General features: G+C 65.1%; 16 protein-coding genes and 1 pseudogene. 6 read left to right on the top strand and 11 right to left on the bottom strand.

Annotated features, from left to right (window positions below; all coding sequences use genetic code 11):
* Nucleotides 1-28: 28 nt before the first annotated feature.
* Entirely contained in the window at nucleotides 29-1,861 is a 1,833-nt protein-coding gene (locus ACPW96_RS18565) for a glycoside hydrolase family 13 protein (protein ID WP_425884833.1), read from the bottom strand.
* Nucleotides 1,862-2,160: 299 nt separating this feature from the next.
* Nucleotides 2,161-3,939: a glycoside hydrolase family 13 protein gene (locus ACPW96_RS18560; RefSeq protein ID WP_425884832.1), complete on the bottom strand. Its 1,779-nt coding sequence runs from the start codon at nucleotides 3,937-3,939 to the stop codon at nucleotides 2,161-2,163.
* A 230-nt stretch (nucleotides 3,940-4,169) separates the two neighbouring features.
* Between ACPW96_RS18560 and ACPW96_RS18555 the strand changes: the two genes are divergently transcribed.
* Nucleotides 4,170-4,724, top strand: a complete 555-nt coding sequence (locus tag ACPW96_RS18555; protein WP_425884830.1) for a GNAT family N-acetyltransferase — start codon at nucleotides 4,170-4,172, stop codon at nucleotides 4,722-4,724.
* 1,030 nt (nucleotides 4,725-5,754) lie between these two features.
* Here ACPW96_RS18555 and ACPW96_RS18550 read toward each other — a convergent pair.
* The 7 genes from ACPW96_RS18550 to ACPW96_RS18520 form a co-directional block, all read right to left on the bottom strand.
* Nucleotides 5,755-8,046 carry a TIM-barrel domain-containing protein gene (locus ACPW96_RS18550; protein WP_425884829.1) on the bottom strand — a complete coding sequence of 764 codons (2,292 nt, stop codon included), beginning with the start codon at nucleotides 8,044-8,046 and terminating at the stop codon, nucleotides 5,755-5,757.
* Nucleotides 8,043-9,182 (bottom strand): glycoside hydrolase family 15 protein, encoded by a 1,140-nt coding sequence (locus tag ACPW96_RS18545; protein WP_425884827.1) that lies wholly within the window; start codon nucleotides 9,180-9,182, stop codon nucleotides 8,043-8,045. The genes ACPW96_RS18550 and ACPW96_RS18545 overlap by 4 nt, the downstream gene beginning before the upstream one ends.
* Before the next feature lie 107 nt (nucleotides 9,183-9,289).
* Complete coding sequence (locus tag ACPW96_RS18540) at nucleotides 9,290-10,543, bottom strand: ABC transporter substrate-binding protein (protein WP_425884826.1); 1,254 nt, start codon at nucleotides 10,541-10,543, stop codon at nucleotides 9,290-9,292.
* 67 nt (nucleotides 10,544-10,610) lie between these two features.
* Complete coding sequence (locus tag ACPW96_RS18535; RefSeq protein WP_425884824.1) at nucleotides 10,611-11,405, bottom strand: carbohydrate ABC transporter permease; 795 nt, start codon at nucleotides 11,403-11,405, stop codon at nucleotides 10,611-10,613.
* A gap of 112 nt (nucleotides 11,406-11,517) precedes the next feature.
* The gene (locus ACPW96_RS18530; protein WP_425884822.1) at nucleotides 11,518-12,477 is read right to left on the bottom strand and encodes a carbohydrate ABC transporter permease; all 960 of its coding nucleotides are present in this window, start codon (nucleotides 12,475-12,477) and stop codon (nucleotides 11,518-11,520) included.
* Complete coding sequence (locus ACPW96_RS18525; protein WP_425884820.1) at nucleotides 12,474-13,394, bottom strand: ROK family protein; 921 nt, start codon at nucleotides 13,392-13,394, stop codon at nucleotides 12,474-12,476. The genes ACPW96_RS18530 and ACPW96_RS18525 overlap by 4 nt, the downstream gene beginning before the upstream one ends.
* Nucleotides 13,395-14,119: 725 nt before the next feature.
* Nucleotides 14,120-15,421: a dicarboxylate/amino acid:cation symporter gene (locus ACPW96_RS18520; protein ID WP_425884818.1), complete on the bottom strand. Its 1,302-nt coding sequence runs from the start codon at nucleotides 15,419-15,421 to the stop codon at nucleotides 14,120-14,122.
* Between the two features lie 254 nt (nucleotides 15,422-15,675).
* On the opposite strand from ACPW96_RS18520, the gene ACPW96_RS18515 reads away from it, so the two are divergent.
* The 4 genes and pseudogenes from ACPW96_RS18515 to ACPW96_RS18500 all read left to right on the top strand — a co-directional run.
* Nucleotides 15,676-16,431, top strand: a complete 756-nt coding sequence (locus ACPW96_RS18515; RefSeq protein WP_425884816.1) for a FadR/GntR family transcriptional regulator — start codon at nucleotides 15,676-15,678, stop codon at nucleotides 16,429-16,431.
* A 192-nt stretch (nucleotides 16,432-16,623) separates the two neighbouring features.
* The gene (locus ACPW96_RS18510; RefSeq protein ID WP_425884814.1) at nucleotides 16,624-17,391 is read left to right on the top strand and encodes a YoaK family protein; all 768 of its coding nucleotides are present in this window, start codon (nucleotides 16,624-16,626) and stop codon (nucleotides 17,389-17,391) included.
* The gene (locus tag ACPW96_RS18505; RefSeq protein ID WP_425884812.1) at nucleotides 17,388-18,473 is read left to right on the top strand and encodes an acetamidase/formamidase family protein; all 1,086 of its coding nucleotides are present in this window, start codon (nucleotides 17,388-17,390) and stop codon (nucleotides 18,471-18,473) included. Before ACPW96_RS18510 ends, ACPW96_RS18505 begins: the two co-directional genes overlap by 4 nt.
* A 43-nt stretch (nucleotides 18,474-18,516) precedes the next feature.
* Nucleotides 18,517-18,897: pseudogene (locus ACPW96_RS18500) on the top strand (AtzH-like domain-containing protein); the annotation flags it as partial.
* 239 nt (nucleotides 18,898-19,136) lie between these two features.
* Here the strand turns inward: ACPW96_RS18500 and ACPW96_RS18495 are convergent.
* Nucleotides 19,137-19,910 (bottom strand): thioesterase family protein, encoded by a 774-nt coding sequence (locus ACPW96_RS18495; protein ID WP_425884810.1) that lies wholly within the window; start codon nucleotides 19,908-19,910, stop codon nucleotides 19,137-19,139.
* A gap of 23 nt (nucleotides 19,911-19,933) precedes the next feature.
* Entirely contained in the window at nucleotides 19,934-20,548 is a 615-nt protein-coding gene (locus ACPW96_RS18490; RefSeq protein WP_425884808.1) for a LysE family translocator, read from the bottom strand.
* Between the two features lie 106 nt (nucleotides 20,549-20,654).
* On the opposite strand from ACPW96_RS18490, the gene ACPW96_RS18485 reads away from it, so the two are divergent.
* Entirely contained in the window at nucleotides 20,655-21,107 is a 453-nt protein-coding gene (locus ACPW96_RS18485) for an Lrp/AsnC family transcriptional regulator (RefSeq protein ID WP_425884806.1), read from the top strand.
* Nucleotide 21,108: the final 1 nt, after the last annotated feature.

Genomic DNA, 21,108 nt, shown 5'->3' with positions numbered 1-21,108 from the left:
ACCGGCACCGGCGGACACCGGAGAACGCTTATCGCAACCGCCAGACTTGAAACGCGGGGCCCTCAATCGGCACCAGGACCGTCCCGTCGGCACGGACGCGGAGCTCGTCGGCGCCGCCGTAGACGGGAGTCGCTTCGGCCTGCTCGGCGAGGCCGAGGAGCGAGCGGGGCACCGCGATCGGCGGCGCCGACGCACGAGCTGCCAGGCACACCAACGCCTCGTCCGGCGTCTCGCGGATGTACAGGAGGAACTCGTCGTCGGCCGCCAGCCAACGCATCGCACCACGGCGAAGGGCCGGCGACGCCGCGCGCAAGGTCGTCAGTTGGCGATACCGCTCCAGCGTGACCCGATCCCAGGTCTCCGGTCGGTGCCACGGCATCGGGCGCCGGGCGTCCTCACCGATGACGCCTTCGCCGCCGAACTCGTCACCCATGAACACCATCGGCGCGCCCGGAAACGTGAACAGCAAACCGGCCGCGACGGCGACGACGTCTCGATCACCGACGACGGTCCGGATGCGGGGGGTGTCATGCGAGCAGAGCAGCGACCAGGAAGAGAGGAGCGACCGCCACGGAGTCACGGCCTGAAAGGCGCGGATGGTCCGGTATGTCGACGTCCCACTGAGGCGCGGCACGTTCACCGGCAGTCCGAGGAACCCTGAGCGGTAGTCCTCTGCTCGGAGCCAGGACCACAGCGGGCGGAGGAAACCCGCGTAGTTCATCGCGCCGTGCCATCCTTGGCCGGACAAGTCTCCGGACGCGTCATGACAGTGCTCCGCCACCAGCAACGTGTCGGGCTTCACCTCGGCCATGGTTCGCCGGAGCGCTCGGGCAATGTCGAGGTTGGTGTCTTCGGAGGTCCGTCGTCCCGTCATGTTGGCGACGTCGATCCGCCAGCCGTCAAGATCAAAAGGTTCCCGAAGCCACATTCCCACCACCGAGTCAGCACCCTCCAGGAGTCGACTGTGCAGCTCCGGGCCGAACCGAAACTTGGGGAGCGTGGGGACGTCGAGCCAGCCGAGGTAGGACCCATCCGGATTGAAGTAGTAGAACGAGCGTTCGGGCGCCGACTCGTCCGTGACCGCGGCCTGGAACCACTCGTGCGTGCTGCCGGAGTGGTTGGTTGTCAGGTCGCCGATCACCCGCATGTTTCGCTCGTGCAGCGCCGAGGTCAGCCGTGCCAACGCAGCATCGCCACCGAGCAACGGGTCGACCCGGTCGAAAGACGACGCGTCGTAGCGATGGTTGGAGGCCGCAGGAAAGTACGGAGTCAGATACACCGTGTCGAAGCCCAGCCCCTGTATGTGGTCAAGATGCTCGACGATCCCGTCGAGATCACCGCCGTAGAACTGACGAGGAACCCGGGGCATCTCATACTGCACCGTGTCGTCCCAGCCAGCCGGGATCGCCCAGCTGGGCACCGACCGGCCGTCAGCTGCGGCCGATCGCGCGAACCGGTCCGGGAAGATCTGATAGACCTGCGCGTCGGCCGCCCATTCAGGTGGCGGCGGATGAGCGGACAGTGTGAAGTCGTGCGCGTCTGGGACGTCGTAACTGTGCCGGCCTGTCCCCGAGAACCACGCGTACGCTCCTGATGGCCCACCCAGAAGCCAGCGGTATCGCGTAATCGGGTTGTGGATATTCACGTCGGCGCGGTACCAGAGGACGTGTTCGTCCTCGCGATCTATAACGGCTTGGTCGTAGTGCGGCTCGGCGTCTCGCGTGCTGCGCACCCACACGCCGTCGGGCGCCGTCACGCGCGGCACGCGCAACCATACGGGGACGATATCGCCAAGTTCGGGTCTGTCGGTGCCGGCATACAGGGGCGAGCCGTCGTGGTGCAGGCCGTCATCCAGAAGCATTAGTGTTCTTCCTTCCGCCTCGCGGCGCATCTCCAGGCGAGCCCGATGGTCGGTGTTGGATTACCAATCCATAACCCCGCGCACACACCACAGAAGGGATGTTGGTGCTGGGTAGCCTAGAGGGGCGGCGTAGACACGGCAAGATCTTGGAACAGGGCTCTACTCAGCGGTCAACGCGGGGTGAATTGGCCAGATGATGGGTGAGCCTTGCCCCGCAGACGTCGCGGCGCGTGCCGCAAGCGGGCGGATACGGATGCCGGGTGAAGCGCACGGACAGAGACCGAGGCACCAGCGCAAGGTCATCGAACCCGCCACATCGAGAAGGCTGGCCCGTAAGCGGGCAACGTGACGACGCCGTCTCGATCGGCCAGGATGTTCGCCGCCCCCGCGAGACCGGCCAACTCCCCTCCTGCAACCGCGCGCGAAAGGTGAACCGGCGCGTGAGGGGCACGGGCGGCGTGGATCAGCACGCTCTCATCCGTGGCCTCCCGCAGGAAGGTCACGGCGTCATCGCTCACAGCCAGCCAACGGAGGCCGCCGTGACGCAGTGCAACACTCGCGGCCCGTGCGTTGAACAGCGACTGCGTAGTCGCGAGCCTGTCCATCTTCCAACGACCCTTGTCGTGCCAGGGGAATGGGCGACGCCCATCCTCCCCGTTCACTCCTTCCTGGCCGATCTCATCGCCGGCCCACAGCATAGGAATACCCGGCATCGATGCCAGCATCCCGAACGCGACGGTGATCAGGCCCTCGTCCCCGTCCAAGAACGTCGCAATACGTGCGACGTCGTGCGACCCGACCAGGGTGAGCGCATGCGCCCGGACCCGCCAGGGGATAGCAGCATTGAACGCGCGCATCGAAGCCACCATGGAGTGCGCGCTGAAGTTGGGCACCGGTGTAACGGGACCCGGTTCAAAAGGCACAGACCCAGGCGTCTTAAGCCACGCCCACAACGGGCGGGAGAAGCCCGCGTAGTCCATGACGCCATGCCAGCCATCACCGCTCAGGTCCGCGGAGGCGTCATGAGAGTGTTCGGCAATCAGCAGTGACTGTGGATTCGCCTCCGCCATTGTCGCCCTGAGCGTGGTCGCAACCATATGGTTGAGGTCCATTGTTCCCAGACGCCCGGTCATGTTGGCGACATCGATGCGCCACCCGTCCAGTCCGTGCGGGCCGAGCCACTTCGCGACCGTCGACCCCGGTCCCTCGTAGAGAGCTCGACGCAGAGCTTGGCTCCGGTGGTCGAACTTCGGCAGTGAGCGATGACCGAACCAGGACACATACTCGTCAGGATGGTCGGTGAAGGTGAAGTAGCCCGCTTCCGGTGAGTTGGCGTCCGCGACCGCTCGCTGGAACCACTCGTGAGCCGCGCCGCAATGGTTCGTCGTCAGGTCTCCCATTACCCGCATGCCTCGGGCGTGTACTGCGTCCGAAAGCCGACGCAGCGCCTGGTCGCCGCCGAGCAGAGGGTCGACAGCGTCGAACGTTGAGGCGTCATAGCGATGGTTCGAACGCGCCGGGAAGATCGGCGTCAGGTAGAGCGTGTTCGCTCCCACCGAGGCGATGTGATCAAGGTGCGCCGTGATGCCATCAAGGTCGCCGCCGAAATACTGAAAGGGAGTCTCCGGCCCCGCACCCACCACTGGGTCGTCCCAACGCTGTGGTATCGCCCAGTCCGGCGCGAGGCGATCGACCGACTTGGCGAATCGGTCTGGGAAGATCTGGTAGAGCACGGCATCGGCGGCCCATGGCGGAGGCGCAGCGTAGGTCGTGATTCTGTAGTCTGCCGCGTCGGTGACGTCACGCGTATGGGAACCTTCGCCGTTCAGCCACTGGTAGCCATCCGCAACACCATCAATCAGCCACCGATAGTTCATCACCGGGTTCTCCACCCGAAACTGCCCCCGAAGCCATACCTCGTTCTCCGACTCGCGGTCGACAATCGTCTCCGTCAGGGCTTGTTCACCGTCGACGAATGTGCGCAGCATCGCCCGCGTGACGCCGCTCTTCTTAGGTACGCGCAGGAACACCGACACGACGTCACCGATATCCGGCGAAGGATTCGACACATATGCCACTGATCCGTCGTGGTGAGGCGTGGTTGAGAGATCGGCTAGCACGTTTCCTCCTGCTGAATCATCAAACCTGTCGAGATCATATTGTTAGGGTCGACCGACTGACAGCCCTCCTCGCCCGGTCCCTCATACTTGGGGTCGTCGGCAATCGCGTTATCGACGCGGCGCCGTGCTTGGATTGTGCGACGGCGTCACTGCGCTGCTGACCCGCGCCGACGGAAGTGGTGAAATCCATGCTCGAAGGACCCCGAACGGTATTGCGTCCGCTGAGATCCGCGGATGCGGAGAGGCAACACCTCTTCGACCAGGACATGGAGTTGTGCGTGCTCGACAGTCGTTCGCCCGTGCCAGCGCGGCGCGAGCAAGCAGATGATTTTGTGGCGCAACGATTTGAGAGCCAGCTCGACGTCGCGCGGCTGGCGATCGAGGCTGACCAGCGGTACATCGGCCACTGCTCCCTCTCGGGCCTCCGCGATGCGCATGGCAATCTGGAACTCGGAATCGTCATCGGTGACCGCGAGTACTGGTCCCGCGGTTACGGAAGAGAAGTAGTTCGTGTGCTTCTGGGCTACGCGTTCCAGGCGCGCTACGCACGCAGGATCGCTCTGACAACACATGAGGACAATCCGCGAGCCATTCGATGCTACGCGGCTTGTGGTTTCGTGGAGGAAGGGCGCCCCCGTCAGGCGTTCTGGACCGGCCATCGCTACGCGGATCTCGTTGAAATGTCGATCCTTCGTGAAGAGTGGGCGGCGGCGAACTCGGTCGCCGATACCGTCACGCGCTGATAATCACGTTCACGCGGTTACCCCTTGGGCGTTTGGCTCCTGACGTGCATCGTTGCGGACGGTCCCGGCGAAGCTGCGGCAGCGGAAATGTTCGCCCCTCCCCGTCCCGGTTTCGATCGGCCGACCACATGAAAACCTCGCGTCGGACGCCGTCGGTATTCTGCTCGCTCACCTCCACCAACACCGCGAACTGTTCACCGACGTCCCCCGATGGCCGTGTCTGACCCCGACCATGCAGCTCGCGGTCCACGAACAACGTCTGGGTCTCACCACCACCCCGGCCGACGAACCCGACCACTGCTTCTTGGCCGGTTTCCGCGATACGCAGATTCTGCATTGCCGGCAAATAGCCGAACTCCCCTCGCGCCAAAGGTGTCGTCAACGCGAATCAATGCGACCAACTCCCAGCGCCAGCCGGTGCTGGGACGGCACCCTTACGGGCGACAGTCCCTCCAGGTAAAATGGGCGCCGTCCGAGCAGCACGACCCCGTCGCCGCGCGCAGGGCGTCGGACGCCGCGGGGACACCGTTCCAACAAGCGCCGGCACCGTATCGACCGGTGCGCGCAACCCACCGGGCCCGCGCGCACAGTTGTGGTCGCCAACTCGCCGAGGGGGGTCGGAGGAAACGTGAAGTGGCAACGAATCATCTGCCTGTTCGCATTTCACAAGTTCGTGCGCCGACCGACGCCCGGGGACCCGTCCGGGTTCCGGCATGAGTGCGTTCGTTGCGGGAAGCTGCACGAGGGGGTGGAGGTCGACCCTCGTTTCCAAGGCCTGGGGTGATGGGGGCTTCACCATCTTCGCGGACAGCGGCGGTGCGCTGCTCTGAACAGTCAGCCGCTGACCGGGTGCGCGGCAAATCTTCAGGGGTCCGTACGCCGTGCTCAAGAAACGGCGGTGTAGATCTCCAGGCCGCTGATGTCTTCCGGAACGCACTCCAGCGCGAACGTCTCCCAAACCTTCGTTCGGATACGGTGTCTCAGAGCCTCACCGCACCGTTCAGGCCCGCGACTCGGCCGCCGAGGGCCACTACATAGTCGCCCCGCCGTTGAAAACCGGGGTCAATTGCTCCCAGGCCGCGGCTCGCGCATAGACCGGGATTTCGTCGATCGGCACTGCACGCGCCACAAGCTGTCCGCCGCTGAACGCAGCGCCCGTCCACACGTCGACCCACTCGCCCGCTGGCAAGTAGGTCTCCCATGAGGTCGCTCCTGAAGTCGTGACGGGCGCGATGAGCAGGTCGTCGCCGAGCAGCCATTGCAACGGGTGCGCCCACACCTGCTCGTCGGCCGGGTACTCGAAGTACAGCGGGCGCATCAGTGGCGCGCCGGTCTTCACCGTCCGTGCGGCCTGCTCTGCGAGGTACGGTACGAGCCTTTCCCGCACGTGCGCGAGCTTGCGAAACGCCGGCAGCACCCGATCGTCACTGTTGCGCTCGGCGATGTTCCACGGCGTGCGCTGGCCCGACGGCGATCGGTGATGGTTGAACTCGGCGTGGTACTGCATGATCGGCACAAACGTCGCGGCCGCGGCTGACCGGAGGTACAGCTCGCCGTCCGGAACCTCTCCGGAGAAGCCGCCGAAATCCCACCCCCAGTAGACGATGCCACTGGATGACGCGGACAACCCCGCGAACAACGACCACCGGAACGCGTCCCAGGTCGAGTTCTCATCGCCGGCCCAGAACGCGCCGTGCGCCTGGCTTCCGACGAAACCGGCCCGGCTGAACGTCACGGGAGCTTTTCCCGCCGACTCCAGCAGGTCGCCATACGCCTTCGCGTAGTGCACGGGAAACAGCGCGTTCCCCTCGTCGCCGTGCGTCCCGTTCAGGTACCGCAGGTCGCGACCCCACGCGTGCTCCCCGCCATCGGTCTTGAACCCGTCGACGCCCATCTCCTCAATGAGATACCGCCGCTTTTCGGTCCACCACGCGGCAGCCCGCTCGTCGGTGAGGTCGGGCATCAGCCCCAGCGGGAACCACCATCCGCGGTTCCGGTACGGTCGCTCGGTACCGTCGGCCGCGACCTCGTTCACGAGCACCCGCTCGCGGATGGCCGCCTCGACATCGGCCTTCAGCTGCCCGTTTGGGTGCGGTCGCATCTTAAGTAGAGGGATCTGCCACAGGTGTGTGCGGATGTCGCGCCGGTGCAATTCATCGATCATGCCCTTCGGGTCGGGCCAAGCGCCCTCCACCGGGAACCTGAAATCGCCCAGCGCGTGAGGCGCACCGTCCGCGGTGATCTCGTACTGCGAGTCGCGCCATGCGGTGAACGTGCTCTCGTCGCTCCACGCCTCAATGACAACCGACCCGACCGGGATGTCATGCTTCCGGTGCAGGTCGATTTGCTTCATAACCTCGGCCTGCGTGTTCCATTCGTTGGCGCTTGCCCACAGCCGGAACACCCAGTCGGGCAGTTCCTTCGGGCGCCCCACCTCGGTGAGGAACGCGTCAAGCACCTCCGTCGGGGAACCAAGATACGTCGAGACTTCCAGCACAGAACTGTCCCTCACGGTATTCACCTCCGCCTCGACCCAAATCCGGTCGTCCGTGCTCTGGCCTAGGTCGAACCAGACGCGGCGCGACGTGCGCACGTGGAACCCCCAGCCTTCGCCGCCGACCACGTGCGCGAACGGCATGGGTAGGTACGTCTTCCGCTCGGCGCCCTGACTCTTGTACTGCTCGAACACGACCGAATCAAGGCTCGACCCGCGGTGGTCGAGAGCGTCGTACCGCTCGCCGAAACCGGTGAGGTGCTCGCCAGGCTTCAGCGGCAGGGCAAAGCGCACGCGGCTGATGCGCGCCCCGTCATCCAGAACGGACACGGACCCGTTGATGACGCGTTCCCCCACCACCGCGTCGTCAGCATCTCGCCACGCCGCTACCCGGAACTCGAACCACCGCGTTGCCTGCGGTTGTCTGCCGGTCGAGGTGAAGCGGTACCGGTAGCTGTCCCCCGCCACCAGCGGGGTTCCCCCGCCACCCGGATCGTCAGCACCAGGACTGTCCGATTCAGCGTTGGCAGCGGAGTCGTCGCCGAGGATCATCTGCCACCCGCGGGATGCTCGGGCGAGTCGTGCCTGCGCTGAGGCGAGGTGTCCGCCGTCGACGGTCTGCCCGCGTGACTGCCGAACGACTGGAGCCAGCGGCAAGAACTGAGCGGGCTCTCCATTCCGCGAGATCTCGCACGTGACCCCGGTGACGTCGGCGCTGGAGCGCACTCCGAGCACCACCGGCTCGCCGGCGACCGGGTCGATCGGGGAGCGCTGCTCAGTGTCAACGGAGTATGGGTGGCCGGAGCCGAATGGGCGGTGCCGGATCATGCACGCACCTCGACGATCTCCAGCTCAACCGCCAGACGGATATACATGGCGTGGCTCCACAGCAGCGGTTGTGCGACGGTGCCCCACCGGTCGATCCACACCTGCGTCATGGATCGGTCCAGGAGGTGCTCGCCCACCTGCTCGGGCAAGGCGTTTGATGAAGAGGCAGTACTTGCCGCCCAGGTCAACAGTGCGAGCGCGCGGGCTCGGTCGCCGGCGGCCGTGTAGGCCAGCCCGAGGAAGCAGCTGAGCAGAGGCCACTGCCCTCCGCCGAAGAATGTGTCGGCAAGGTAGCGGTGCGTTCCGTCACCGACCGTGAGCTCGGTGTCGACCGCTGAGATGGTGCGGCGTCCGATCAGGTCGGATGCCGCAAAGACTCCGAGCGGCGCGATGATAGCCACCAGGCTCGCATCGACCTCGGACGACCCGAGCCACTTCGCCAGATGTCCGTCGGTCAGCCCGCGCTCGGTGAGCGTCGCAACGATCTCCGATACCGCCGCGCGCACGTTGACCGCCTGCTCATCGCCGAGAATGCCTGAGTCGGCGATGGCTGCGAGTCCCGCCGCGATGCAGCCCAGCGTCGAGCCGTGCACGAGCGCGGCGTTCTCTTCCCACCAGTCGAAGCAGGGGCGCTGCCACGAGCTGAGCAGGTAGTCGACGGCGAGACGGATGCCGTGGCTCCACCTCCGGAGGTCGAGGTTGTGGCGCTGGGCATGGACGGCGACGGCCCACAGCCAGGTGCCGTAGCCGTCGAGCTGGAAGTCCCACCACTCGTCGGTGCCATCTCCGCCCGCGAAGGTGAATCGTGCGGCGAGCATCTCACCATCTGGGACCGGATTTCCGGCCGCGGCACAGGCATTGATGCGCTCGATCTGTCCCTCGCGGGCGAGCAGGATGCTCGAGCACCAGTCGAAGAACTTCGTCGCCGATTCGGCCTCACCGACAGCTGACATCGCGTCCGCGATAAACGCGCCGTCACGGAACCACGAGTACCCCGCGTAGGCCGAGAAGGTCGGGCTGGCTGGGTAGGCTCCCGAGGCATCCTGCAGTTGGAGGATCAGCTCGACGCTCGACGTCGCGAGCGCCCGGAGCGCGGCAGGGTCGGCGTGTAGCGGCACGTGGGTGGTGTCGGTCATCGGATTTTCTCCCGGTGGTGAGGGTGGTTACAGACAGCAGTGGTCGAGCGGGGGTCCCGAAGCTGTTCCAGCTCCGGGACCCCATTGGTTGCGAACGGCGACCGAACTTAGCCAGCGAGCAACGCGTTGATCTTCTCTTCGGCGTTGCTGAGTGCTTCCTGCACGGTGATGCGTCCGGCCTGTGCCTCAACGAGCTCGCCCGTCATGACGTCCTGGATCTCGGCTCCGTTATCGCCGAGCGCGGGTGCCGGGGCGATCTCGTCGGCAGCGTCGAACACGGCCTGACGATTGGTCGGTTTGCCCTTGTCGAGGAAGGTCGCCAGCTTCGCATCATCCGAAATGGCGGGCAGCTCCCAGCCGGTGTCGAGACGAGTGTCGACCATGGTGTCGGACGACGACATGAACTCGGCCCACAACTGGGCTTCGGTGGGGTGTTCGCTCGCGGCCGAGACGCCGATCGCGTTCGAGAACACGGCGCTGGCGTGCTGTGTGTTGCCGGGTTCGACCACGATGTCCCAGTTCGCGGGGGTTTCGGCGAAGGCGCCGAACATCCACGTCCCGGTGTGCAGCATGCCCAGTTTGCCTGATGTGAACAGGTTGGTGTCGAAGTCGGCGGTGCCCTGACCGTCTTCAATCGTCGGCATCACGGAGCCGCTCTTGTTCACGAGCCATCCGGCTGCCTCGATGCCGGCGTCCGTGTTGAACGCGACGGACTTCCCGTCCTCGTTGAGGAACGACGCGCCGTTCTGCACCAGCACCTTGTAGAACTCGTTGTAGGTGACCGGCTGGTGGTCGCCCCAGATTCCGGCGGCCTGATCGGTGATGGCTTCGGCCGCTGCGGTCTCGTCCTCCCACGTCCACTCGGCGGTGGGGTAGTCCACACCGGCCGCGTCGAACAGGTCGGTGTTGTAGTACATGACCACGTCGGAAAAGGAAGTCGGCAGCGCGTACTGCGTGCCGTCCGTGGAATACGACTCGAGCAGGCCCGGCGCGTACTTCGCCGAGTCGACACCCTCCAGCTCCGCGAGCACTCCACTCTGTTGGAAGGTGCCGTACTTGGATGACCCGTCGATGTCGAATACGTCGGCCTGGGTTCCCGCGGCGAGGTCGGTCTGCAAGGCGGTGTCGTACCCGTCGTAGGGCAGTGTCTTCACCTCGACCTTGATGCTCGGATTCTCCTCCTCGAACGCCGCCACGATCGTGGCCAGGTTTTCTTCGTTTCCGCCATTCGAAATGAAGTTGGAGTACGTGATCGTGACAGGACTGTCGGCGCTGCCCTCGTCGCTTCCGCCGGAGCAGCCGGAAAGGGACAGGGCCGCGACCCCGGCCAGGCCTATAACTGTGAACAGCTTGCGGTTCATGTGATGCAATCTCCCTTGATTCATGGTGCGTGGGTGCGTGGTGCGGGTTCGTTCCTCGCCGCCGGGGTTACTTGATCCCGGAGCTGGCGACGCCCTGAATGATGTACTTCTGGGCGAAGATGTAGAGCGCAAGCATCGGGATGATGCTGACGACAGAGCCGGCCATGATCACGTCCCAATCGGAGACGTACTGGCCCTGCAGCCCGGCCAACGCGATGGGCAGTGTCTGCAGTTCGGGCGAACGCAGAACGACCAGTGGCCAGAGGAAGCTGTTCCAGCTGCTCATGAACGAGAAGACCACGAGCGTTGCCAGGGCCGGACGGATGTTCGGGATGATCACCTGCGCGAAGATGCGGAAGTGCCCGGCGCCGTCGAGTGTGGCCGCCTCGTCCAGTTCCTTCGGCACCTGGTTGACGGCCTGCCGCAGCAGGAAGATACCGAACGCGGAGGTGAACGCGGGGAGCAGCGCACCCAGGTAAGTGTTCAGCAGCCCAAGCGTCTTCAACTCAACGAACAGCGGAACGATAAGCACCTGCAGCGGAATCATCATGGTCGCCAGGTACACACCGAAGATCACGCCGCGTCCACGAAACGGCAGCCGACTAAACGCGTAGGCGGCAGTCGAGCTGGTGAACAGTTGCACAAGCGTCGTAATGATCGCCAACGCGAGGCTGTTCAGCACCACCCGGCCGAACGGGCGCTCCTCGAACAGGCGCTCGTAGGCGCCGAGCGAGGGGTCCGTCGGGATCAGCGCCGGCGCATTAGTCAGGGTCGCCCCGGGAGTGATCGAGGTGATGACCGTCCACAGGAACGGAAAGAACATCGCGACGGCACCGGCGATGACAACGACGTGCAGCAGCACCGAGAGCGCCAGCGTGCGGCGGGCCGCCGATGAGCGTGGGGCCCTCGGATGCCGCCGCGCACGGGATCCGTGAGCGCCGCGTGCGGTCGAGCGGTCCCGGACCTGAGTCGCCTCATCCATAGTTCACCCACTTTTTCTGGCCGCGGATCTGGATGAGGGTGACGGCAAGCACCACCACAAAAAGCATCCAAGACAGGGCGGACGCCTCGCCTGCACGCCCGTAACGGAAGGTCAGGTCGTAGATCTGTTGCACCACGACCTGGCTGGCTCCATTGGGGCCACCGCCGGTCATCGCGTACACCTGGTCGAACACCTGGAAGCCGTTGATGAGCGAGATAACCAGAACGAAGAAGCTGGACGGCGACAGCAGCGGAAGCGTGACGGAGAACAGCTTGCGCCACCAGCCTGCGCCATCAATCTTCGCCGCGTCATAAACGTCGGTGGGGATCGCCTGGAGCCCGGCGAGCAGGATCACCATCACAAAGCCGAGGTCTTTCCACGCGGAAGCGATGATAATCGACGGCATGGCCCAGTTGGGGTCGGTCCACCATCCGGGGCCGTTCACTCCTAGGAACGCCAGCACCGTGTTCACAACGCCCGTGCCCGGGCTGAGCAACCAGCGCCAGACAAGGGCGACGACGATCCAGCTCGTAACGACCGGCAGAAAGTAGATGCCACGCAGGAACGAGCGGCCCTTGAGCGCCGTGTTCAGCGCGAGTGCCAGGGCGAGGCCGCCGACGAACACGATGGGCAGGTAGCCGACGATGTAATAGATGGTGTGCAGGAAGATCTCGCTGGTGGTCGGATCCGTCAGCAGCTTCGTGTAGTTATCGAGTCCAACGAACTCCAGCGGGGCGATCAGGTTCCACTCGTTGAGGCTCACCCACGCCGCCGCGATCATCGGCACAAGCACGAACAGGACCAGCGGGATCGCGCTGGGCAGCAGGAACGCCAGTACGATGAGGGGGTAGTTCAGCGTGATCCTCTTGCGGCGGCCACCCCGCACAGGCGGTGCCTCCGGAGGCGGTGGCGCGGACTCGGTCGGCGCGACGGGTGCCGTGGCGAGCGTCATCGCTGCGCCCCGGTCGGGGGTGTCGCCTGCTCGAGGAGACGCTCGCGCACGAGGCGTCCTTGGTCACCGGCGACGCCGTGAGCGTCGAAGGGGGTGGCGAGCACGAGGGCGGCTGCGCCCTGTGCCCAGCTTTCGTCCTGCCAGCTCTCAACGGTCACGCCCAGGCTCCGCTTGCTCGGAACGAGCGACGTCCGGAAGGCGGGCTCGAAGCCGAACGACCAGTGATCCCAGGCGGCGATGCCTTCACCGAGCAGGATGACAATCTCCGGGTCGAGAACGTTGACGATGCCACCCAGCGCCCGGCCCAACAGGTGGCCGGCTTCACCGAACAGCGCTTGCGCTCGTGCGTCCCCGCCATCCGCCGCCCCCCGAAGAGCAGACATACCGACGTCCGTGCCGATGATGCCGCGCTCGTGGGCGGTGCGCACAAGCCCGGCTTCGCCGACAAGCGCTTCCAGGCAACCGTGGTTACCGCACTGGCAGAGCGGACCGTCCGGGACAACGGGGATATGTCCGATCTCACCGGCGCCGCCGGAGTGTCCGCGGAAGACCCCACCGTCGGCGACGATGCCGGCGCCGATACCGGTTCCGATCGTGACAGCCAGGAAGTCGCGGTAGTTGCGGCCCTGACCGAACAACCGTTCGGCAATGCTCAAGGCATTGACGTTGTTCTCGATGAGCACGGGCAATTGCAGCGCACGGCGAAGGGCGTCGCCGAGGGGTACCTGGTTCCAGCCAAGCTGAGTAGAGTCCACGACGCCAGCACCCTGTTGGTCGACAGTTCCGGGAACGCCCACGCCGACACCCAGCAGGGGCACATCGCTGCCGCCCTCGATGAAGTGCTGCAGCAGGGCAGTAAGGTTCGAAACGGCGAGAGGCGATGACGCGTCGAATGGCTCGCTCGCCGACCGCAGCACTAGTCCCCCGATGCCGACCTCGACGAACGCGAGGTGGTCCGCGACGACCTTCATACCGACGGCGCGGCCGGTGCGGGTAGCGAGCCCAAGGGTACGTCCGGGACGGCCGCCCTGCGAGGGCGCACTATCGAACTCGATGACGAGCCCATCGGCGATAAGCACCTTCGTGAGTTGCGTTATAAGTGCAGGGGACACACCCAACGCTCGCGACAGATCAGCACGCGAGGTAGGACCCTGCACCCCGATGTGCGCCAGGATCGCCGAGCGGTTGATGTCCGCCGGTACTCGAGAATGAGACGCCATTGTTTCCTCGTTTATTTAGTCGTGAACAAAGCATAGGAGGGGATACTGCTGGCGTCAACATCCTCCGTACGCAGAGGCACCCACACAGCAATGAGCTGCCCCTCGCAGGGCGCTGGTCGTTGCACGTTGTCTTCGTTGGAAGCTGGCCCCTGGCGCCTCCACCCGAAGCAGACGCCGGCAGGACTTTCAACATATTTGCCCCCGGTTGCCGCACATCAACCTTGTTCGGAAGTGTCTCTTATCCCTTGAGATACGAGACACCTCGGGCGGCTCACAGAGTGAGCAGCAGGTCGGCGGCGAGAATCAGCGTCAGCACGACAAGCGAGCCGACTTCGAATCAGAGAGGGAGCTGGAGGTCCAATGCAGGTTTTTCAAGGATGCGGAGGGGCTGCGCGAGCCTCCTGCCTGACTGTGCGGATTCGTCAATCGGCGGCGTCTGCCTTCTCGAACTGCTCCTTCAGCTTCTCGAGGTCCAGGGCATCGGTTGTGACTTTCTTCTTGTCGTAGTAGACCTCGCGGTCGATCTCGTTGCTGGCGTTGGCGACGAGCATGGAGACGAACGTGTCGCCGTTGACGTTGAGGAAGGTGCGGAAGATGCCGGCGAACCAGTCGACCGCGATGAGCAGGCCGACGGCCTCGATTGGGAGCCCGAGTGACGTGGCGAGGAACATGGCTACGACGGGGAACCCGCCGGGCACGGTGATGGTGCCCATGTTCAGGAGGATCGCCAGCGTCATGCCGAGCACGATGGCGCCGAAGTCGAGCGTGATGTCCCCGGATTGTGCGAGGAACATGACAACGATCATGTAATTGAGAACGGCTCCGTAGGACCCCATTGTGAGGCCGACCGAGAGTGTGAAATTCGCCACCCGCTGGCTGACGCCGACCTTTTCGATCGCTGTCTTGAGCACGGTCGGGAAGGTGACCGCCGAGCTCGTGGTCGTGATGGCGATCATTGTCTGGTCGGTGAGTTTAGCGGGGAGTTTCGCGGGGTTGAGGCCGGTGCGCAGCCACACGACGAGCACGAACAGCGCCAGGATGATCAGCACGCCGAGGAGGGTCGATCCGAGGTACTTCAGCGCGCTCGTGACCACCGCGAAGCCCACGGTGCCGGCGAGGTTGGCGAGCAGGCAGAAGACCCCGATCGGCGCGATGAGCATCACGAACCGGATCATTGTGAGCACGACCTGCTGGATCTGGTCGAAGAAGTCGAGCACCAGGCTGTTGCCGGTCTTGGTGATGTACGCGTTCAGCGCCACGCCGAAGAGCAAGGAAAAGATGATGATCGGCACCATGGTCGCCGTGGACATGGCGGCGAAGATGTTCGTTGAGACGAAGTTGAGCAAGGTCTCCTGCCAGCCGGTTGCCTCACCGGCGGATTCCTGCAGTGCCGGGTCAACGCCGCCGGAGAAGTCGATGCCGGCGCCGGGTTGAATGATGACGCTGATGCCCCATGCGAGGAACGCGGCGACGATCGAGAAGCCGATCATCCATTTGAAGGTTCGGAAGGCCATCTTGCCCATGCCGGAACCAGTCATCGCTCCGGTGGCGACGATGACCGATGACATCACGAGCGGAACGATTGCCATCTGGATGAGCCGGATGAACAGATCGCCGATGAACTTGAGGTTCGCGGCCCACTCTCCGACGATCAAGCCGAAGACGATGCCGAGGATGGCGGCGACACCGATCTGCAGGGCGGGGTTCTTCAGAGCCTTCTTCATGGCATCCTCCACTCGAAGCCGCGGTTCACGGGTGCGACCGCTGCGGTTAGACCAAAAGTAGAGCGAGGAGCAAGGAACCCCCCCACGAATTGGTAGGACCGTAACAGGGTGTTCACGTAGCGGAGGAAGCCGTAACAAGCCAGTCACGTGGGTTCTTCCGGCCGACCCGAAACGCCCGTCTGAGAGCCGTGCGAGAATTAAGGGGTGGTGACGGTCGCCACGCTCGAGCCCGCGAGAGCAGGTGACACCCGCACGTGGCCGACAGCGAACGGATGGTCCTGGGCCCGCTTCCGCGCACTCATTCCCTCATCGCGGATGACATCGTGCGCCATCTCGAACGCCTCATTGTCACCGGCGAACTTGCCTCCGGGGTGTCGCTGCCTCCCGAACGAACGCTCGCTCGGGAGTTGGGAATCTCGCGCAACGCACTCCGAGAAGCGCTCACCCGGCTCGAAGGACTCGGCCTTCTAGAGCGACGCCAGGGCAGCGCCAATCGCGTGAGCCGAACGATTCCGCTTACGGTGACTCTCGCGGCCCGCCTGCAAGGGGTCGCGGCGGAGTTCGAACACTCGGCGGAGTTCCGTGCCGTGATAGAGCCTCGGATAGCCCGGCTCGCGGCGGACCGGATTGATAGCGCACAATTAGCTGCGCTGAGCGATCTGCTGGAGCGATCTTCTCGCGCGACCGACGCGGATCTGTCCGCGAGCTTGGACATCGGCTTTCACACCGCCATCGCTCAAGCCACGGCCAACCCGCTGCTGGCTACACTGGGGGAATTGACTGCGTCTTGGACGGTGGAGGCCCGTGTCTTCTCCCACCTTGAGGGTGAGGGTCGACGCCTTTCCCATGCTGGACACGCTCGCATCCTGGCTGCTCTCGCCGCCCACGACGCCGAAGCCGCCGACTACGCCATGCGGATTCACCTCTCGGAGATCCGCGACGTGATCGAACGCGTTCGAAGCTCCGACCTCAGCGTGCAAGCAGCCGTATCGACAACCCTCAGCTCCTGACCTCGCCCATCGATCGTGGCTAACGGAGGGATCAGCGCAGTCGGCCGACGTGCCTTGCCGCTGTCTTTTTTGGGCGGCGTGCGAACTCCATCCCGACCGTTCGACACGCGAGCAACAGGGCGGTACCGCGGCCTTTCCCGCAACGGCCGCTGATCGTTTCGGTCCAACCAATTCGGGTAGGCTTCTGAGATCTTGGGCAACGGTCCGAGCGTCTCCGGGGAGATGCTCGACCTAGGAAGGAACGGCGTGCCGGGAGACGGAATCCGCTCAACCAGAAGCGCCACCGCGCCTACGGTCGCGTTGTATCTGCTGATGGTGCTGACGTTTGTGACGGGGGTTGTCGATGCGGTCGGGTTCCTTGCGCTTGATCGGGTGTTCGTCGGAAACATGACAGGAAACATCGTCATTTTGGGGATGGCAGTTGCCGGAGCAGATGACCTCCCGATCGTCGGACCGGCGATCGCACTTGTCACTTTCACGCTCGGCGCCCTCGTCGCCGGGGTCTTCCTCCGTCGGAGGCGAAAGGAGTGGGGCGCTGCGGTGACGTCGTTGCTCACCGTCGGTGCAGCGATCCTGGCAGGGCTGGGTGTGGCATTCCTGGTGCCCGCGTGGGCGGGGTCTTCGTCCCTGGAGCTGGTTGCCTCGTCATTGACCGCTGCGGTGATGGGGGTACAGGCTGCTGTGGCGCGCAGCCTGGCGGTAACCGACATGACAACCGTGGTCGTAACCTCGACCCTCACCTCTCTGGCAAGTGAGTCACTCGTGGACAAGGGGGTGAAAGGCATGTGGAACCGACGGTTCGCTGCCATCGCAGTGATCTTCCTCGGCGCTCTGATCGGTGCACTGCTTCTGGTGTTCGGACCGTCCGTCCCGCTTCTCCTAGCGGCACTTCTCACCGCCGCTGTTGTGGCAGTGGGACACGGGCAGCTTTTTGCCCCAACGAGGGCGGGGATCGCGTGAACATCCTGCAGCCCGGTGTCGGCGAGATCCTGGGTGACCACTACTTGCGTTCGACACCCGAGACAGTGCTTTGGGGCCGGCTTCCGTGTGCGACGGATGCCGCGGTACTGGAGGTCACGCCGGGTGCGACCGTCACGATCGACACCGTCAGCCACGAGGGGATCCTCGAGGACCAGGGCAAGGATCCGCGGGTTTATTTCGGCGGGCACGGTGTGAACCAGGCATCCGTCCTTGAAGATGTCATCGCGATCGCCGCGGCCCTTAACCGCGATCCGGCGTCGGATGGACCTCACGTCGTGACGGGCCCCATCTTCGTCGAGGGCGCTGACCCCGGGGACCTGCTAAAAATTACGGTCGAGCGCCTTGTCCCGCGCGTGCCGTACGGCGTCATCTCAAACCGGCACGGAAAGGGTGCGCTTGTCGGCGTCTTGCCGCGTGGTGAAGGGAGCGTCAGCGTGTTCGCGCCCGTGGAGGATCGCGGGGCCGGGCTCGTCGGGGTCCTGCCGGTGCAGCACGGCGGAGAGCGTGTCGTCGAGTTCCCGCTCGCTCCGTTCCTCGGCATGATGGGCGTCGCCGTCGACTCGAACGAGCGTCCGCATTCCGTCCCGCCCGGGGCGCACGGGGGGAACATTGACATCAAGCTCCTCACCGAGGGGGCAATTTTGTACTTACCGGTGCAGGTCGCGGGTGCTCTCGCGTATGTCGGCGATCCGCATTTCGCGCAGGGCGACGGCGAGGTCGCGCTGACGGCGCTTGAGGCGTCCCTCCGCGCGACGCTGCGGTTCGACGTCGTGCCGCGTGCGGAAGCGCTGCGCGAGTTCGGTGAGGTTGCGGGTCCGCTCGTGCGGACCGACGAGTACCTTGTGCCGACGGGCCTGGACCCTGACCTCAATGAGGCGATGCGCAAGTGTGTGCACGCCGCGGTCGAGCTCATCTCCGCCCGCTGGGGGATGGACGAGCACCTCGCCTACGCGTATCTCAGCGCCGCGACCGACTTCAATGTTTCGCAGGTCGTCGACATCGTGTGCGGCATCCACGCCCGCATCCGCGAGGCCGATTTCGCTGGGGTGACCCGTGACTGACGCCGAGACCCCTGGATCGCCGTAAGCCGAACCTCCGGAGGTCCCCGCCGACCTCTTGTCGGCGTTCCAGGAGTACGAGCGCGCGATCCTGTCGAAAGACCTCGACACGCTCGACGCCTCCTTCGCCCCCGGGCCCGACACATTACGCGGCGACGGTGCAGGCCTCCTTATCGGACACGACGCGATCAGCGCGTTCCGGGGGCGTCACAGCCCTGTGCGGCGTCGGGAACGTCTCCTGGATTGGTGCGCAGCGCAGTCAGACGTGTATGCATCGGTGCGGTCATCCTCGCTGCAACGCTGTCTCACGCCGGGTGTTCGCCATTTCCGGAGCCACCCGCCCGTTGCAGATGAGCCGACGTTAGCTCAGGGCACCGACAGTGCGTATTGGCGCGTGCGGGCGGCGCCAACTCCCGTATGCGAGTGATTGGCGGGAGGCGAGCCGTGTGCAATCTCGCGCCAACGGGAAATCGAAGCTTCCGCCATCAGTGCTTCAACCTGCTTCAGCCGCCGGCGCGATACTCTCCCGCCACACGACGCGTTGAAGTGTGGTTTCGTTCACGGGCACGGGTTCACTTCTGAGCGTGGAAATGAGGCGGATCAGGGAGTTAGGCGAACGGGCGCCGGCCCGAGCGTATCGCGCCCCGCGCCGATCCAGCCGCGGTCTCAGCGCGGACGGATCGTCAGGATCTGTTCGGCGGTGCCGATGGGTCCGTGGATGTCGTGCAGGACTGTGTGCGTGAGTCCGATCCCGTTCGTTCCGAATGTGACGGTGGTGTCGTAGCCGATCCAGTCGCTGCGCGGCCGCTCGAACAGGTGCACCGTCGTGTCCAGGTTCGGGAAAGCCATGGCGACGGGCGGGAGCCGTGGGGTGATGCCGTTTGCGATGTCCAGGACGCTGAGCGCTGCCGCTGTGCTGCTGATCGGCTCCCCGGCCAGGAGGGGAACGCGTGGGCGCAGCCAGTACTGGGCTCTGCCGGGGCTGATCTCGAGGCGGCGCGCTTCGACGGTGCGCACGAACTCGCCCGGCCAGATCACGCTCCCCTCCCACGGCTCGAGGTCGTCTCGCGGCCGAATCCGAGGGAGTGCCGTTCCGGAGATGCTCCCGGTGTCGCCCGGCTTCTGCAGCCAGGCTCGGAGAATCACGGCGACTCGTCCCCGAAGATCGAGCGTGGCCTCGACAAGTTCGATGGTGCGCCCGGGTCGGAGGACCCGCACGTCGATCCTCACCTCGTCGATCGGCATGGTGCCGAGGATGTCGAAGGACAGGCGTGCGACGTGCAGGTCGTCGTCGCGGCGCGCGGCCCGGTCGGTCTCGACGGCGTGGGTGAGCAGGCCGAGCGCCGGTGCGATGTGCTGCTCGGCGATGTTCCAGGCGCCTTGGACCGCCGGCGTGGCATGGAAGCGGCCGGGCGCGAGTCGCTGGAAGTATGCGGTCACCATCGGATCTTGAAGGCGGATCGTCACAGGATCAGCCGCTCGATGAGCAGGAACGCCCCGATCGCGATCATCGCGATCCCCGAGATCCGGCTGACGATCCGGGCGGCGGTAGGCCGCGAGCGGAGGAGGCCGTTCGCCCCGTAACCGACGAGGAGATACACGACCGCGCAGCTGGCTACGTGGAGCAGACCGAGGGCGAGGATCTGGGCGGCGAGTGGCCAGTCCGCCGTGCTGTCCGTGAACTGCGGCAGTACGGCGAGGAAGAGCAGGAACACCTTCGGGTTGAGCCCGCTCACGCCGAAGCCCTTCAGCCACCACCGGAGCGGTGAGCCCGCCGCGAGCTGCTCGCCCGCGTGCACGCTGCCTGGCCGCGTGAGGGTGGTCAGCCCTAGCCACATCAAGTACAGCGAGCCTGCGATCGTCAGGATGGTGAGCGCTCCCGGTATCCCGGTGACCAGGGCGCCGACGCCAGCCGCCACGACCACCGTGGCGACCAGATGCCCCGCCAGCAACCCGGAGACGGCCGGGACGGTGCGCTGCCTCATGCCCGCGCTGATCGCGTACGCCCAGTCCGCTCCGGGAGTCACGACGAACAGAATCGACACCGCCCAGAACGCTGCGATCGCTCCTGCCATCATCGCTTCACCTCCGGATCGGACCCTCGTGGCAAGAATAGGAAGTAATCGATGGAAGGTGTTCCCGATATTGCACTGTGAGACGACGCATTGAGCAAGGATTAGTCCCATGGACGCAATCGACCGGAAGATTATTGCCGAGTTGCAGCGGGACGGACGTCAGTCGATCACCGACCTCGCCGAACGGGTGAAGCTCAGCATCTCGCCTTGTCACCGCCGGCTCCGCGAGCTCGAGCGGCAAGGCGTAATCACAGGCTATCGCGCCGTCCTCAACCCCACGGCCCTCGGCCTGGGCTTTGAGACCCTGGTGTTCGTGACCATGCGCGACGCGATCAAGGAGAGCCTCGAGGCGTTCGAAGCGGCTGTGGGGAAGGTCCCGAACATCACCCTCGCGCAGCGTCTCTTCGGCGACCCGGACTACCTCCTCCGCGTCGTCGCAGCGGATCTATCGCACTTTCAGCAGCTGTACGACGAGCAGCTCAGCACCCTCCCGGGAGTGCAGCGCCTCAACACCACGCTTGTGATGAAGCAGATCGTCAACGACCGCCCTCTCCCCCTCTGAT

This window comes from Micromonospora sp. DT81.3, assembly GCF_049847225.1.
Taxonomy (GTDB): domain Bacteria; phylum Actinomycetota; class Actinomycetes; order Actinomycetales; family Microbacteriaceae; genus Microbacterium.
Note: the sequence above shows the minus strand (reverse complement) of the source record. Positions and strands in the feature narration are given on the sequence as shown.